The sequence below is a fragment of the Streptosporangium sp. NPDC000509 genome, from assembly GCF_042898365.1.
In the GTDB taxonomy this organism is placed as follows: domain Bacteria; phylum Actinomycetota; class Actinomycetes; order Streptosporangiales; family Streptosporangiaceae; genus Streptosporangium.
In genome coordinates, this window is sequence record NZ_JBIAYX010000008.1 from 123,673 (window position 1) to 139,224 (window position 15,552).

The following is a 15,552-nucleotide window of genomic DNA, read 5'->3' on the forward strand; positions in this document are numbered from 1 at the left end:
CGGCCTCACCGGCCGTCGTACGGGGCCCTGCCGGGGCATGGAAGGCGCTTTCCAGCAGGCCAATGGGACATTCGTTGCTCTTCATTGCTTTTTGTGAAGTATCGACCGATATGGCGAAATGCGGCCGAGGGTCGATCGCTCCGGCGAGTCGGCGCGCAATCCACCACCCGTCTCGTTAACCTCCCTAGCATGGCCACCCGTACGTCTAAAGGATCCTCAGGAAAGCCCCCCGGGAAGGGGTCCTCCGGTCGTTCGGGCACCTCCCAGGCCCGTACGGCCTCCGCCAGGCGGCCGCCCGCCGCCCGGAAGAGGAGCACGAGCCAGGCCCGCAGGCCCTCGCCCCAGCACGACCCGATCAGCTGGGTGCTCATCATGATCGGCAAGCTGTTCATGGGCATCTGGATGCTCCTGGCGGGGGGCATCGGCAGCGCCGCGCGGGCGCTGGGGCAGAACGCGCGTGAGCTCGACCCCGTCCACCGCCGCGACGGGCTCGGCCTGGCGGTGTTCGCCGGAGCGGTCGTGCTCGCCGCCATGACCTGGCGGAAGAACACCGGCACCGTCTCCACCGTGGTCGACGGCGTCATGCGCGGCGTCTTCGGTTCGCTGACCTGGGTGATCCCGATCCTGCTCGTGCTGCTGGCCTGGCGGCTGCTACGCCACCCCGACCAGAACGCCGACACCGGCCGGATGATCATCGGCTGGTCCGCCCTGACCATCGGCGTGCTCGGCGTCGTGCACGTGGTCCACAACACCCCGTACCCGTCCGGGGGAGAATCCGACGGCATGGACAAGGTCTCGGCCGCCGGAGGCATGGTCGGCTTCATCGTCTCCGCGCCCCCGGCGAGCATCCTGCCGTCCTTCATCACCATCCCGCTGCTGCTGATCCTGTCGGGCTTCGGCATCCTGGTGATCACCGCGACGCCGGTGCACCGGGTCCCCGAACGGCTGGCAGAGATCCGGCACATGCTCTTCAACCGGGATATGCCCCCCGCGCCGCGCGTGTCCAGGAAGAAGCCCTCCACCCGCAAGAAGCCGGAGTCCGAGGGCGACGAGCTCGGCGACCACGTCAAGCCCTACGACACGCCCCTGGTCGCCGAGACGCCCGGCGGGTCACCGGAACACTCCCCGGAGATCGTGCCCGGCCTGATGGAGGACGAGGCGGCGGAGGAGGCGGTGGTCAGGGCCGCGCCGCCCGAGCCGTCCCCGGCCCCGCGCAAGGTCGAGCAGCTCGTCCTGTCCTCCCAGGCCGGCCCGTACACCCTGCCCGAGCCGCAGCTCCTGCGTCCCGGCACCGCGCCCAAGCCGCAGACGAAGGCCAACACCGTCGTCGTCAACGCGCTGACCAGCGTGCTGGAGCAATTCGCCATCGACGCCCAGGTGATCGGCTTCACCCGGGGGCCGACGGTGACGCGCTACGAGATCGAGCTCGGCCCGGCGGTCAAGGTCGAGAAGGTCACCGCGCTCACCAAGAACATCGCGTACGCGGTCAAGTCGGCCGATGTCCGGATCCTTTCTCCGATCCCCGGGAAGTCGGCGATCGGGGTCGAGATCCCCAACACCGACAAGGACCTCGTCTCGCTGGGCGACATCCTGCGCTCCCCGGTGGCCCAGGCCGACCATCACCCGATGATCGTCGGACTCGGCAAGGACGTCGAGGGGCGCACGATAGTGGCCAACCTGGCGAAGATGCCGCACCTGCTCATCGCGGGCGCCACCGGCGCGGGCAAGTCGGTCTGCGTCAACGGACTGATCACCTCGATCCTGATGCGCGCCACCCCCGACGAGGTCCGCATGGTCCTCGTCGACCCCAAGCGGGTCGAGCTCAGCGTCTACGAGGGTATCCCGCACCTCATCACGCCGATCATCACCAACCCCAAGAAGGCCGCCGAAGCGCTGGAGTGGGTCGTCGGTGAGATGGACCGCCGCTACGACGACCTCGCCGCCAGCGGCTTCCGGCACGTCGACGACTTCAACAAGGCGGTCCGCACCGGCAAGCTGGTGGCGCCGCCGGGCAGCGAGCGCGTCTACCAGTCCTACCCGTACCTGCTGGTGATCGTCGACGAGCTCGCCGACCTGATGATGGTCGCTCCGCGCGACGTCGAGGACTCCATCGTCCGCATCACCCAGCTGGCCCGCGCCGCGGGCATCCACCTGGTCATCGCCACCCAGCGCCCCAGCGTGGACGTGGTCACCGGTCTGATCAAGGCCAACGTGCCCTCCCGGCTCGCCTTCGCCACCTCCTCACTGGCCGACTCCCGGGTCATCCTGGACCAGCCGGGTGCCGAGAAGCTCGTCGGGCAGGGCGACTCGCTCTTCCTGCCGATGGGTGCGAGCAAGCCCATGCGGCTGCAGAACGCCTTCGTCTCCGAGAAGGAGATCGGCGAGATCGTCGGGCACTGCAAGGCCCAGATGACGGTCGAGTACCGCGAGGACGTGTCCGTCGTGGCGACCGCGAAGAAGGAGATCGACGAGGACATCGGCGACGACCTCGACCTGCTGGTCCAGGCGGCCGAGCTCATCGTGACCACCCAGTTCGGCTCGACCTCGATGCTCCAGCGCAAGCTCAGGGTCGGCTTCGCCAAGGCGGGTCGCCTGATGGACCTGCTGGAGAGCAGGAACGTCGTCGGGCCCAGCGAGGGGTCGAAGGCGAGGGAGGTCATGGTCAAACCCGACGATCTGCCCGGTCTCCTGGCCGACCTGCGCGGGGGCTGACGGCACCGTACGGGAACGGCACCCCCGCCGCACACCTTCCGCCCGGTTACTGATTGAATAGGTATCGCTACGCAACGTCGGGGGCTGGGAGGCGTGCGCCATGGGCATTGGAAGCGATCTGGCGGATGCCAGGCGGTCGATGGGGATGACCGTCGGGCAGTTGAGCGCGCGGACACGCATTCGCGAGGTTCTCATCCAGGCGATCGAGAGGAACGACTTCTCGCAATGCGGGGGAGATTTCTACGCGCGAGGCCATATAAGAAACATCGCCAAGGTCGTCGATCTCGATCCCGAGACGCTGGTGCACCGCTACGACGAGCAGCACGGGGGCGTGCCGCTGCCGGTGCGGGCCTCCAGCGTCTTCCAGGCCGACATGCCCCTGAAGATCCGTGAGCGCCGCTCGCCCAACTGGACGACGGCGATGGCGGTGGCGCTGGGCATCGTGGTCATCTTCGGTGTGGTGCGGACCATGGGCGGGGGAGACACTCCCGTGGCGGATCTCCGTCCCATGCCGGTGCCCGCCGTGCCGCCGCCCTCGGCGGGCTCGGGTCACGACTCACCGCGCCGGGCGGCGTCGCTGGCCGAGGGGAAGCGGCGCGACATGGTCGTCCTCCAGGTCAAGGCGAAGCGCACCTCCTGGCTCGACGTGCAGGACGCGGGCGGCCGGAGGATCTTCTCGGGGACGCTCGCGGCGGGCAAGACCTCGACCTGGAAGGCGAAGGTCGGCATGAGGGTCACTTTCGGTGACGGAGGAGCCGTCTCGCTGAAGGTGAACGGTAAGGACGTGGGTGCCCCCGGCCGCCGAGGACAGGTCGTCAACCGCTCCTACGAGGCTCCTGCGGCCAAGAAGCGCTAGGTCAGGCCATGGGGGAACGCCTCACGCGCCGCGCGTCCGGGAAGGCCCGCGGAGCCCCGGGACCGCCCGCGACGGCGGCGTGCCCGGGGTGGGGCGGTGCCTGAACGGAGGCCTGGGCGGGGCCTCGATGGGGGCCTCAATGGGGGGAGGTGCATCGGGTAGTGGCCAACTCCCGATACCGTAGTGTTCACCATGTCATCCCGCCGAACCGCATCGCTGATCACGCTTGGTTGCGCACGCAACGAGGTCGACTCCGAGGAACTCGCCGCTCGCCTTGAGGCTGCCGGTTGGCAGCTGGGCGACGACGATCCCGACGTCGTCGTCGTCAACACGTGCGGCTTCATCGACTCGGCGAAAAAGGACTCCATCGACACGCTGCTCGCCGCGGCCGACTCCGGGGCCAAGGTGGTCGCCGCGGGCTGCATGGCGGAGCGATACGGCGACCAGCTCGCCGACGCGCTGCCCGAGGCCGCGGCCGTCATCTCCTTCGACGACTACACCGACATCGGCACGCGTCTCGACGACGTGCTGGAGGGCAGGCCGCTCGTCCCGCACAGTCCCCGCGACCGCAGGACCCTGCTGCCCATCTCCCCGGTGGAACGCGCCGCGGCCCCCAGGACCGGCATTCCGGGCCACGGCGAGCTGCCCGAGGGCCTGGCCCCCGCGAGCGGTCCCCGGCCGCTCCGCAAGCGTCTGGGTGACGGCCCGGTGGCGTCACTGAAACTCGCCTCCGGCTGCGACCGGCGCTGTACGTTCTGCGCCATCCCCGCCTTCCGCGGAGCCTACGTCTCGCGCGGTGCCGAGGAACTCCTCGGCGAGGCCGCCTGGCTGGCCGAGCAGGGCGTGAAGGAGCTGGTGCTGGTCAGCGAGAACTCCACCTCCTACGGCAAGGATCTGGGCGATCTGAGGGCGCTGGAGAAGCTCCTGCCCTCCATCGCCGCGACCGAGGGCGTCGAGCGGGTGCGCGTCAGCTATCTGCAGCCCGCCGAGCTCCGCCCGGGACTGCTGGAGATCATCGCCTCGACCGAGGGTGTGGCCCCCTACTTCGACCTGTCCTTCCAGCACGCGAGTGGCCCGGTGCTGCGCCGGATGCGCCGCTTCGGTGACCCCCGGCGTTTCCTGGACCTCCTGGAGTCGATTCGTGCCCACGCGCCCGAGGCGGGTGTGCGCTCCAACTTCATCGTGGGTTTCCCCGGCGAGACCGAGGAGGAGTTCGGGGAGCTGGTGGGCTTCCTGGAGGAGGCCAGGCTCGACGTCATCGGCGTCTTCGGCTACTCCGACGAGGACGGCACCGAGGCGGCCTCGCTCCCCGGCAAGCTCGACCAGGAGATCGTCGACGCCCGGGTGTCCGCCCTCACCGAACTGGCCGAGGAGCTCATGGCTCAGCGGGCCGAGGAGCGGATCGGGACCGAGGTCGACGTCCTGATCGAGGAGGACCTGGGCGACGGCGGCTACGAGGGCCGCGCCGCTCACCAGGGGCCCGAGGTGGACGGATCCGTGACGGTCCAGGGCATCGGGCTGGTGCCGGGCCAGATCGTCCGGGCCGTCGTGGTCGACTCGGAGGGGGTCGACCTGATCGCCCGCATCAAGGCGGCCCCATGAGTGCGCCGCCGGGCCGGGAGAGCGTATGACCAACACGCCAGAGACCGGCACCGACTCGACAGCGGCATCCGCGCGCCCCAAGGTGAGCGCCTGGAACATCGCCAACGTCGTGACGGTGATACGGCTGGCGATGGTTCCGTTCTTCGCGGCCTGCCTCTTCTTCCCCGGAACCGGCTGGCGGGCCGCGGCGCTGGTGGTCTTTCTGGTGGCCTCGCTCACCGACCTGCTCGACGGCGAACTGGCCCGCCGTTACGGCTTGATCACCGACTTCGGGAAGATCGCCGACCCGATCGCCGACAAGGCCCTCATCGGCGCCGCCCTGGTCAGTCTCTCCATCCTGGGAGAGCTGCCCTGGTGGGTCACCGCCGTGATCCTGGGCAGGGAGTTGGGTGTCACCACGCTGAGGTTCGCGGTCATCCGGCACGGTGTCATCCCGGCCAGTTACGGCGGGAAGGTGAAGACCGTCCTGCAGATCGCCGCGATCGTCTCCTACATCTGGCCGGGCGTGCCCGACCTGATCCGCTGGGTCGTGATGGGCGCGGCGGCCCTCGTCACCGTCGTCACCGGCCTCGACTACGTGATCCGGGCGATCAAGCTGCGGCAGGTCGCGAAGCGGGCGCGGGCCAGATGAGGACGGGCGCCGAGTCTGTGAGGTGGGCCGGATGAGCCGACGCCCGCCCGTGACCGCCGAGATCCTCTCCCTTCTCGTCCGCAGGGGCGAGACGGTGGCGGTGGCCGAGTCGCTGACCGCCGGGCTGATCTGCGCGGCCCTCACCGGCCCTCCCGGGGCTTCGGCGGCCTTTTTGGGCGGGGTCGTCTCCTACGCCACCGAACTCAAGCACCGGCTGCTGAACGTTCCGGCGGACCTGCTCGCCCGTGAGGGGGCGGTGCACCCAGGGGTCGCCGCCGCCATGGCCGAAGGGGTACGCCTCCTCGTCGGTTCCACATACGGTCTGGCGGTCACCGGGGTGGCCGGCCCTGAGCCGCAGGATGGTAAACCGGTCGGCACTGTGCATCTCGCTGTTAGCGGTCCGGGAGGGCGGGTATGGCACCGGGATCCGCGGCTCTCCGGGACGCGCGATCAGATCCGGGAGGCGACCGTGAATGAGGCCGTAGACCTCCTCCGAGGTGTGCTGGAGGCGAACGTGAGGGAACATTCGGGATGATTACCGCGTTACGTCCCCAGCGAACATGCTCCACATGGTCTGCCGCGTTGTCGGTGGATACAGGTACGGTGGAACTGTGAGTGAGGTAAAGGTCAAGCGATGATGACGGCGAGGAGTATGTACCAAGGGTCGCGTTCGAAGAACGGGCGGCACGAACCGATAGCGCGGAGTGTCGTGAAGACGCCCGCGCCGGGGAGGGAGCGACAGATGGTCCTGCTGCGTCAGCTGCTCGGTGACGTGCTGCGGCGGCTTAGGGTGCGCCAGAGTCGCACCCTTCGTGAGGTGTCCACATTGGCTCGGGTTTCTCTCGGATATCTGTCCGAGGTGGAGCGCGGCCAGAAGGAGGCCTCTTCGGAGCTGCTCGCGTCGATCTGCGGTGCCTTGGGCGTGCCGCTTTCACAGGTTCTCCGTGAGGTTTCCGATCAATTTGCCCTGGCCGAGCTGCAGCATGCTCCGGTCCTGGCCAACGATGTTCCCGAACGGGAGCGTCTGCCGATCCCCGAAACCGTGCCTGATTCCGTGTTCCCCGAGGTCAACGACATGGTCGCCGCCTAGCCGGTCGGTTCTTCCGGCTGGCAGTGACGGCACCAGACGATCAGCCGTTCCTGCGGCTGTTCGCCCATCTCCCCACGACTGATCCGACGCCCGCAGCGCAGGCAAGGCCGCCCGGCTCTGCCGTAGACCCAGGTGCTCCGTCCCGGACGGAGGTCGCCCGTCGTCGTTCTACTCGGGCGTTCCTTGTTGGCGTCCAGTAGTCGCCGTGCGATCGACACGATCGCCCCCAGATCCTCAATGGCCCCTACGGGTCGCCACGGCGACACTCCGGCGAGAAAAAGCGTCTCGGCGCGATAGATGGTGCCGATTCCCGCCAGGTTGCGCTGATCGAGCAGCGCGACCCCGATGCTCGTTTCAGGCCGCCGTGCCAGCCGCCGTACGGCTTCGGTCTCGTCCCAGTCCTCCCCGAGCAGATCGGGTCCGAGGTGCCCGACGAGCAGTTCCTCCCGCTCGGTCGCCACCAGATCGACCATGCCCAGCCGTATCCCCGCCGCCTGCCATTTCGCGTTGGCGAGCACCAGGCGGACGACATCGCCGCCGGGCAGCCCACGTCCCGCGGGTGAGATCTGCCAGTGGCCCTCCATCCGCAGGTGGGTGTGGACGGTGAGCCCGCCCTCGACCCTGGTGAGCAGATGCTTGCCGCGCGAGACGGTCTCCAGCACCGCGCGTCCGGTCAGGTCGGCGGTGGAGTGGCGGGGCACGCGGAAGTCCGAGCGGGTGAGCACCCGTCCGTCGAGCGCCCGGCCGAGCCGCAGTGCGGAGCGGTGGACGACGTCACCCTCGGGCACGGCGCCCGCCCCGAGACGTGGGCCGCTCCCGTGCGGTGAGCTGGTCGAGTGAGACGGATGGATCCCGCGAGCCGGACCTGTCCCGGGTGGCGGGGCGGGCGGGTGAGACGAGGTCTCCTGAGATGAGCCGGTCTCGGACGGGAGGCCGGTTCCGGAAGGACCCGGCCGGCCGGAACCCTGTGGGCGGCCACCCCGGCACGGTCAGTCCCAGGCCGCGGGGTCCGCGGACAGGCTGCGGACCCGCTCGGGGAGGGCTCCGGTGGCCACGTTCTCCAGGGTGACCTCCTCCAGGATCGCCCGTTCGCTGGCACGCAGCGCGATCCAGACCTGCTGCAGTGATTCGGCGGGACCTCGGTATCCGACGTGCTCGGGCCGTTCCCCCCTGACATTGGCGAGCGGGCCGTCAACGGCGCGGATCACATCGGCGAGGCTGATCTCGGCGGGCGGGCGGGCCAGCACGTAGCCTCCCTCCGGGCCGCGCTGGCCGCGAACCAGTCCGGCGCGGCGCATCTGAAGCAGGATGTTCTCAAGATACTTGGGAGGCATGTCCTGCTCTTTGGCCAGCTCACCCACCGTGGTAGGGCCGTCACCCGCGGCGGCGAGTTCGGCGGCGGCACGGAGGGCATAGTCGACACGAGCGGATAGGCGCATGTAGCCGATTATCCCGCCTGCTATTGGTTCCTTACGCGCGAGGGGCCGAAGGAGGTGAAATCACCCCCGTCGCTCTCGGTGACGACGGGCACGTAGAGCGACGCGCCGGTGTGTCCCGGCGGGTGCGTGACACGGTGGTGAGGTGCCGTCGCGGGGGTACGGTCCGGCGGCGGAGCGAGGCGGCCGGTGGGGATCTCCTCGGGTTTTCGGAAGTGATGTCGCAGCTCAGAGGTGTGTCGGGGGTGTGTGTCACGAGGATGAGACGCCTTTGGGTGCTCTCGTGGGCCCAGTGGCACCACCGCGCCGCGGCTCACTCGATAGGGGGCGGTGTGATCCGTTCCAGATCGTGCCAGATAGGCGAAATTCCCGATATATTCGTAATGTCGGAAGCGTGGACACCTCCGCCCCGGCTCCGGACCGGATCGTGGCGATGGTGTCCGTGTCGAAGTCTGCCGCACCCCGGCCGTGAGGGCTTGCCGGAAAGAATCTCTGCCGCTTCTGGGAGCGTTCCACGCACCGGGCAGGCGTCGCGGCCCCTCGCCCTACGGGCGTCGCGGCGGCGGGTGCGGGAGACGTGCGGTGAAACGGCGACGAGCGGGAGAGGCGGCGCCGGCGTGTCCTCCGCAGCCCTCGCGGGGTGAGGGCGGGGCTAAACTGTCAGGAAGCCTTATTAAGAATAGAGTTCTTATTCTTGATTGAAAGTAATCGCGACGGGGAAGCGACGAGCAAAAGAGGAAGCGGCGAGCAAGAGAGCATGCGTATGGAGCGACGTCCTGGCGTGCCCAGGCTACTGAGGGAGATCAACGACAGGGCCGCCCTGGAGTTGCTGCTCGCTTCCGGACCGCTGACGCGGGGGCAGATCGGCGAGCTCACGGGCCTTTCCAAGGTGACGGCGTCGCAGACACTCGCCCGCCTGGAAGGGCGCGGGCTGGTGGAGGTGGCGGGGGAGCAGGCGGGAGGCCGGGGGCCCAATGCCGCCCTTTATGGGATTATTTCCTCCTCGGCCTATGTGGCGGGTCTGGACGTCGGCCCGGAATTCGTCACGACCGCCATCGCCGATATCCACGGGGAGATCATCGCCGAGGTGCAGGTGGCACCGAAAGGACACGACGATCCGGTGGCCCTCGTGCACAGCGCGGTGGTCAAGGCGTGCCGGTCGGCCAAGGTCGCGCTCTCCAAGCTGCGCTCGGTCGTCATCGGCACCCCCGGCGTGGTCGACCCCCGCACCGGGGACGTGCGGTTCTCCTTCGACCTGCCGGGCTGGCACGAGGGCATCCACGAGGCGCTCGCCCGTGACCTGCGCCGCGACGTCAGGATAGAGAACGACGTGAACCTCGTCGCCATCGCCGAGCGCACCCTCGGTGCCGCCCGCGAGGTCGACGACTTCGTGCTCCTGTGGGTGGGGCGCGGCATCGGTCTCGGTGTCGTGCTCGGAGGCCGGCTGCACCGGGGCCGCTCCGGCAGCGCGGGCGAGATCGGCTACCTGCCGGTGCCCGGGGTGCCGCTGGCCGAGGACGTGCGGGCCGTGCCGGGCAGGTTGCCGTCGCTCGCCGGGGGCCTGCAGTCCCTGGTCAGCGCCGAGGCGGTCGCCGAGCTCGCCGCGACGTACGGCTTCGAGGGGGAGAGCGCCGCCGAGTGCGTCGCGGCGGCGGTCGCGGCGGGGGAGCGGGGGGAGCCCTTGATCAACGACATCGCAGGGCGGCTCGCGCTGGGGGTGGCGTCGGTGTGCGTCGTGCTCGACCCCGGGCTCGTGGTGCTCGCGGGGGAGGTGAGCAGGGCCGGAGGCGACGAGCTCACCTCCAGGATCGAGGAGGCGGTGGCGAGGAGCTGCCCGGTCAGGCCGCAGGTGGTGGCGAGCGAGGTGGAGGGCAACCCGGTGTTGCGCGGGGCCGTCATCGCCGCACTGGAACAGGCGAGGGAAGAGATCTTCACCTCCTGATCCTTCTGACTTCTTGAGGGCCCGGGGTTCTGTCGCCGGGCCTTGAGTCCTCGGCGATTCCTTGGCCGGGAGTTCCTGGGGCCGGTTCCTGGAGCGGAAGTCCTTGGCCGTAAGTTTCCAAGGTCCGGTTCCTGGAGTCGGAATCCCTGGCCGGAAGTTTCCAAGGTCCGGGCTCCCGGAGCCGGAATCGCCCTGCCCGCGACCCCCGTGCCGATGAGTCCGGCCGGTTCGGGGCTCGCGCCGTCCGGTGCGCTCTTTCGGGCATCGCGGACGGTCGTCACCGTGCCCTGACCGGTTCGTGGCAGGTCGCTTGTCTCAGGCGTGTCTCGTGTGTAGCATTCTGGTTGTTTAAATAAACAAGAAACTTTCCTAATAATTAAGCGTCGAGATCGCATGTCGGAGGCGAGGAGGCCCCGGCGCCTGCCCGAGGTGAGCCACCCCCGAGGGAGACGGACAGGATGTCGCACAGTCCTTTCGACCTGCGGGGAATTCCGCTGGCGCTCCACCTGAACGGCCCCGTCGACGTCCTCGCGCTGACGGAGGCGTGCGCCGACGTGGCCGGCAGGCATCCGGTGCTCGGGCGCGTCAGGGTCACCCGCGCGGAGTCGACCCCGGAGCGCTACCCCGAGCTCGCCACGGCGGAGGCCACGCGCCCCTTCGACCTGGAACGCGGCCCGTTCGCCCGGTTCACGCTGGTCACGGTGGGTCCCGAGCGCGTCAGGCTGCTCTTCACCGCGCACGGACGAGTGTTCGACGCGGCCTCCAAGGACATCCTGGTCCGCGACCTCGCCGACGCCTACTTCTCCCGGGCGACCCTGCCGGTGCCGACGCCGCACTCCTCACCGGTCTCGCCGTCGTACGGCTCGGCGCAGGCCGTCCCGTCCACGCGGACGGGACGGCACGGCGGCTCGGAGGCGGACCACGAGGCGTCTCCGGCGACGCCCTGCGGAGCCGAGGAGTTCTGGAAGGAGCGCGACCGCGAGCCTGCGGAACCGATCCTGCCCGGGTTGCGCGCCGTCCCGCGTGGCACCGGCCCCGGAGAGATCGTCGAGATGGTCCTCGGCGGCGTGGAGTCCGGGGCCCTCACCGAGGCCGCCACAGAGCTCGGCGCCACCAGGTTCGAGTTGCTGCTCGCGGCCGTGGGCGTGCTGCTGCGCCGCTACGGTGCCTCCGCGTCACCGCTCGCCCTCGATCTCGGCACCCGCACGCGCGAGACGCGCGACCGCGTCGGGCCCTTCGTGGCGAGGGTGCCGTTCGTTCCGCACCCCGGCCTCGAAGAGGGTTTTCCCGGCTATCTGCGTACGGTCCGGACCGAGCTCCAGGCCATGTACCGCTTCCGGCACGCGCCTCCCGAGCCGCCCTCCTCACCGGTGCTGCTCAGCTACCGCAGAAGGACGGCCGTCCCTGAGTTCCCCGGTGTCGGGGCGGGTGTGGAGTGGACCGTCTTCAACGGGGCCGCCCACGGCGCGCTGCACGTCCAGGCCGTGGACGCCGGGTCGAGCCTCACCCTCGGCCTGCGCTTCAACCCCACCGCGATCGGCCACGACGATGTGTCCGCGATCGCGGGTCACCTGCGCGTGCTGCTGCGCGCCGTCTCCGAGCACCCCCGTGCGAAGGTCGCGGATCTGGTGGCATCGGCCGATTCCATGCCCGGAGAATCGGCCGATGCCACGCTTGAGGAGAAGCCTCCCGCGACCGGCCCGCTCGTCCCGGACCTCGGGAAGGTGACGTAACCGTCCGTGAGGGAAGGGGCGATCACCCCGCAGGCGAGGGTGGCCGGTGCCGTCAGACGCCGAGGAGTTCGGCGGCGGCCTGGGCGTTGGCGCGGGCGGCGCCGTAGGTGGCCAGGTAGGTGACACCCTCGGGACGCCAGATCGGCAGACCCATCTCGACGACCGTGGCGTCGGGGCGGGCGGCCAGCAACGCGGAGACCACCGACTGGCTGGCCTCGTAGCGATGGGCGTCCTTGACGACGACGATCAGGGAGCGGCCCGAGGCGCGCTCCAGGATGTCCGCCACGTCGGCCATCTCCGGCTTGACCCGCAGCACCTCCGCCTGCGGCAGCAGTGGCGTGAAGCCCCACGGTACGTCGCCGACCGCGATGGTCGGCGGGGTGTCCACCTCGACCACCAGCGGGTCTACCGGGGACGGGGCGGAGCCGGTGAGGCTGACCGCGCGACGGGCGGCGGTGAGACCGATCACGTCCCGCTCGGCCTCGCCGGTGCGTGGCGTGCCGAACCAGGCGCGCAGGGCGGCGACCCGCTCGGCCGCCGCCTCCAGGCGGGCCACGGGAAGCCGCTCGTCGTGGACGGCCGCGACGATCTCGTCCACGATGAGGCGGACGTCGCTCTCCGTGGGGATCGGGCCGAGGCAGAGCAGATCGGCTCCGGCGGCGAGGGAGAGCACCGAGCCCCCGGCGAGACCGTAGGCGGCGGTGACGGCCCCCATGTCGAGGGCGTCGGTGATGATCACGCCCTCGTAGCCCATCTCGCCGCGAAGCAGGCCGGTGAGGGCGGCGGGGGAGAGCGTCGCGGGAAGCGCGCCGGTGACGGCGGGGACGCGTACGTGCGCGGTCATGATGGATCTGGTCCCGGCCTCGATCGCGGCGCGGAAGGGGGCGAGCTCGCGCTCGCGCAGCAACTCCATGGAGGCGTCGACGAGCGGGACCTCCAGGTGGGAGTCCTGCCGGGTCGCACCGTGGCCGGGAAAGTGCTTGACACAGGCGGCCACTCCGGCCGCCTGCAGGCCGTGGACCGCGGCGACGGTGTGCCGGGCGACGAGCGCGGTCTGTGACCCGAACGAGCGGGTACCGATAACCGGATTGTCGGCGGCGGTGTTGACGTCCGCGGACGGCGCCATGTCCAGGTTGATGCCGCAGCGGGCCAGTTCGTCGCCGATGGACCGGTAGACCCGCCGGGTGAGCTCGACGTCGTCCACCGCGCCGAGGGCGGCGTTGCCGGGGTACGGGCTGCCGACGTGGTAGGCGAGCCGGGTGACGTCACCCCCCTCCTCGTCCAGCGATATGACCGGATCGGCGGACGCGCGCAGCCGGGAGGTGAGAGCGGACAGCTGGGCGGCGTCGGCGACGTTGAAGCCGAAGAGCGTGACGCCGCCGAGACCGTTCTCCAGCTCCCGCAGGACCCACTCGGGTGCCTCGGTGCCCTGGAACGCGGCGAGCAGCGTGCCGGCGGCGAGACGACGCAGCCCCTGGTCGCCGCGATCCGCGATGAACTCAGACATGGCGGTAGGTGTTCCTTACCTGAGATGTGGGGGTGTCGGACATGGAAGTGAGCAACAGGAAAACGGGCAGGGCCGGCACGGCCCGCGCCTTGTGGGTGCGTGCCGTGCCGGCACCGATGGGGTCAGCCCTTGACGGCGCCCGCGACGAGCCCGGAGACCATCCGCCGCTGCACCAGGAGGAAGAAGACGATGACCGGGATGGTCATCAGCGTGGAGGCGGCCATGATGCCGCCCCAGTCCACCGACCGCTGGCTGACGAAGTAGCGCAGCGCCACGGGCATGGTGAAGTTGCTCTGGTCGCCGATGAGCGTCAGCGCGAAGACGAACTCGTTCCACGCGGTGATGAACGAGAAGATGCTGGTCGCCACCAGCCCGGGGGCCACCAGCGGGAACAACACCCTCCAGAAGGTGGCGAACCGGCTCGCGCCGTCGATCCAGGCGGCCTCCTCCAACTCCTTGGGCACCGCCGCGACGAAGGTGCGCAGCATCCAGATGGCGAACGGCAGCGTCATGGCGACGTTCACCACGACGAGGCCGAGGAGCTGGTCGTACAGCCCGGCCCGCCTGACCATCAGGAACAGCGGGATGAGCAGCGCCTCGCCGGGGACCATCTGCACGATGAGCAGCAGGATGAGGAACGAGGTGCGTCCGCGGAAACGGAAGCGGGCCACCGCGGTCGCCGCCAGCAGGGCGAACACCGCGCCGACGAGCACGGTGCCGATGGCGACGATGGAACTGTTGAGCAGGTAGCGCCAGATGGAGTGGCCCGCGACGCCCTCGGTGAAGACCCGCTTCACGTGTTCGAGCGTGGGATCGGTGGGGAACGGGATGAAGTCCGTCGTGAAGATCTGCTCGCTGCTCTTGAAGGCCGTGCTCACCATCCAGTAGACGGGGAACACCGCGAACAGGAACACCAGGACGGCCATGGTGTTCAGGCCGATCTTGCCGAGCGTCCTGCGCCGCTTGAGACCGATCTGCGTCCCGGACGCGGGCCGCCGTCGCCGGGGTGCCCGTGTGTCGTAGGTGGTCATCGCACGTCCTCCGTCTTCACGATCTGGCGGACGTAGAAGAAGGTGATGACGAGCAGGATCAGCGTCAGCACCACGGCGATCGCCGCGCCCATGCCCATCTTGGGCGGCGCGCTGAAGGCCTGGGTGAAGGCGAACAGCGACAGGTTGAACGCCTCCCGGTTGGACGTGCCGCCCGCGAGCACGAACAGCTGGGTGAAGACCTTGAAGTCCCAGATCACCGAGAGCACCGTCAGCACCGCGAAGACCGGCTTCAGCAGCGGGAAGGTGATCCTCCAGAAGATCCGCCACGCGGAGGCGCCGTCCACCCTGGCGGCCTCGTACAGCTCCTGGGAGATGCTTTTCAGCCCGGCCAGCACCGAGACCGCGATGAACGGGAACGACGCCCAGACCACCGCGATGATCAGTACGACGTAGATGGTGAACGCGTCGTTGAGCCACGGCTCGCCGGTCCAGTCGGAGCGGCCGAACAGCAGGGAGGAGAACCAGTCGGGCAGCGCGTTGAGCGCCCAGTTGATCACGCCGGATTCGGCGTCGAACAGCCAGCGCCAGATGATCGCGGTGGCGATCTGCGGGGTGGCCCAGGCGGCCATGATGCCGACGATCAGGAAGGTCGACATCTTCTTGCCCAGCTTGTGCAGGAGCAGGCCGACCAGCGTGCCGAGGATCAGGGTGCACGCCACCGTGACGACGGCGAAGACGACGGTGTTGCGGAGCGACGTCCAGAACAGCTCGGACTCGACCAGCTTCTGGTAGTTCTCGACGCCGACGAACTCGGCCGGTACCCCCCGGATCTGCCGCAGTCCCACGTTCTGGAAGGACATGACGACCATCTGGTACAGCGGGTAGAGCAGCAGGCCGGCAATGACGATCAGGCCGGGGACGAGCAGCGCGTAGGGGACTGCCCAGGCGGGCAGACCCCTGGACCCGCGCGGGGGCGTGGTGCCTCGGTGCCCCCGCGCCGGGACGGAGGGGGAGCCCCCGTCCCGGGCGATGGTTGAGGTGTTCGCCATGG

The 15,552-nt window shown here is 69.6% G+C and carries 13 protein-coding genes; 8 read left to right on the forward strand and 5 right to left on the reverse strand.

What is annotated here, in order from left to right; genetic code table 11:
* Positions 1-189: 189 nt before the first annotated feature.
* The 6 genes from ACFY3D_RS16525 to ACFY3D_RS16550 all read left to right on the forward strand — a co-directional run bounded on the left by ACFY3D_RS16525 (position 190) and on the right by ACFY3D_RS16550 (position 6,891).
* Positions 190-2,712 (forward strand): DNA translocase FtsK, encoded by a 2,523-nt coding sequence (locus ACFY3D_RS16525; RefSeq protein WP_389980229.1) that lies wholly within the window; start codon positions 190-192, stop codon positions 2,710-2,712.
* Positions 2,713-2,812: 100 nt separating this feature from the next.
* Entirely contained in the window at positions 2,813-3,568 is a 756-nt protein-coding gene (locus ACFY3D_RS16530; RefSeq protein WP_350944684.1) for a RodZ domain-containing protein, read from the forward strand.
* 192 nt (positions 3,569-3,760) lie between these two features.
* The gene (gene rimO, locus ACFY3D_RS16535) at positions 3,761-5,170 is read left to right on the forward strand and encodes a 30S ribosomal protein S12 methylthiotransferase RimO (RefSeq protein WP_350944682.1); all 1,410 of its coding nucleotides are present in this window, start codon (positions 3,761-3,763) and stop codon (positions 5,168-5,170) included.
* A 25-nt stretch (positions 5,171-5,195) separates the two neighbouring features.
* Positions 5,196-5,801, forward strand: coding sequence for a CDP-diacylglycerol--glycerol-3-phosphate 3-phosphatidyltransferase (gene pgsA, locus ACFY3D_RS16540; protein WP_389980231.1), 606 nt, complete (start codon positions 5,196-5,198; stop codon positions 5,799-5,801).
* Between the two features lie 31 nt (positions 5,802-5,832).
* Positions 5,833-6,336, forward strand: a complete 504-nt coding sequence (locus tag ACFY3D_RS16545; RefSeq protein WP_362898557.1) for a nicotinamide-nucleotide amidohydrolase family protein — start codon at positions 5,833-5,835, stop codon at positions 6,334-6,336.
* A gap of 207 nt (positions 6,337-6,543) precedes the next feature.
* Positions 6,544-6,891 (forward strand): helix-turn-helix transcriptional regulator, encoded by a 348-nt coding sequence (locus tag ACFY3D_RS16550; RefSeq protein ID WP_350944677.1) that lies wholly within the window; start codon positions 6,544-6,546, stop codon positions 6,889-6,891.
* On the opposite strand, the gene ACFY3D_RS16555 is transcribed toward ACFY3D_RS16550, so the two are convergent.
* Positions 6,888-7,679 (reverse strand): DNA-formamidopyrimidine glycosylase family protein, encoded by a 792-nt coding sequence (locus ACFY3D_RS16555; RefSeq protein WP_362898555.1) that lies wholly within the window; start codon positions 7,677-7,679, stop codon positions 6,888-6,890. The two genes, ACFY3D_RS16550 and ACFY3D_RS16555, sit on opposite strands and share 4 nt — an antisense overlap.
* 201 nt (positions 7,680-7,880) lie before the next feature.
* Positions 7,881-8,330 carry an Rrf2 family transcriptional regulator gene (locus ACFY3D_RS16560; protein ID WP_326637143.1) on the reverse strand — a complete coding sequence of 150 codons (450 nt, stop codon included), beginning with the start codon at positions 8,328-8,330 and terminating at the stop codon, positions 7,881-7,883.
* Between the two features lie 760 nt (positions 8,331-9,090).
* Between ACFY3D_RS16560 and ACFY3D_RS16565 the strand changes: the two genes are divergently transcribed.
* Positions 9,091-10,269 (forward strand): ROK family transcriptional regulator, encoded by a 1,179-nt coding sequence (locus tag ACFY3D_RS16565; RefSeq protein WP_350944675.1) that lies wholly within the window; start codon positions 9,091-9,093, stop codon positions 10,267-10,269.
* 458 nt (positions 10,270-10,727) lie between these two features.
* Positions 10,728-12,002, forward strand: coding sequence for a condensation domain-containing protein (locus ACFY3D_RS16570; protein ID WP_389980233.1), 1,275 nt, complete (start codon positions 10,728-10,730; stop codon positions 12,000-12,002).
* Positions 12,003-12,054: 52 nt separating this feature from the next.
* Here the strand turns inward: ACFY3D_RS16570 and ACFY3D_RS16575 are convergent, their stop codons facing one another.
* From ACFY3D_RS16575 to ACFY3D_RS16585, 3 genes are all read right to left on the reverse strand, one after another.
* Positions 12,055-13,509, reverse strand: coding sequence for a glycoside hydrolase family 3 protein (locus tag ACFY3D_RS16575; protein WP_389980235.1), 1,455 nt, complete (start codon positions 13,507-13,509; stop codon positions 12,055-12,057).
* Between the two features lie 122 nt (positions 13,510-13,631).
* Positions 13,632-14,540, reverse strand: coding sequence for a carbohydrate ABC transporter permease (locus ACFY3D_RS16580; protein ID WP_389980237.1), 909 nt, complete (start codon positions 14,538-14,540; stop codon positions 13,632-13,634).
* Positions 14,537-15,550, reverse strand: coding sequence for a sugar ABC transporter permease (locus tag ACFY3D_RS16585; protein WP_350944670.1), 1,014 nt, complete (start codon positions 15,548-15,550; stop codon positions 14,537-14,539). The genes ACFY3D_RS16580 and ACFY3D_RS16585 overlap by 4 nt, the downstream gene beginning before the upstream one ends.
* Positions 15,551-15,552: the final 2 nt, after the last annotated feature.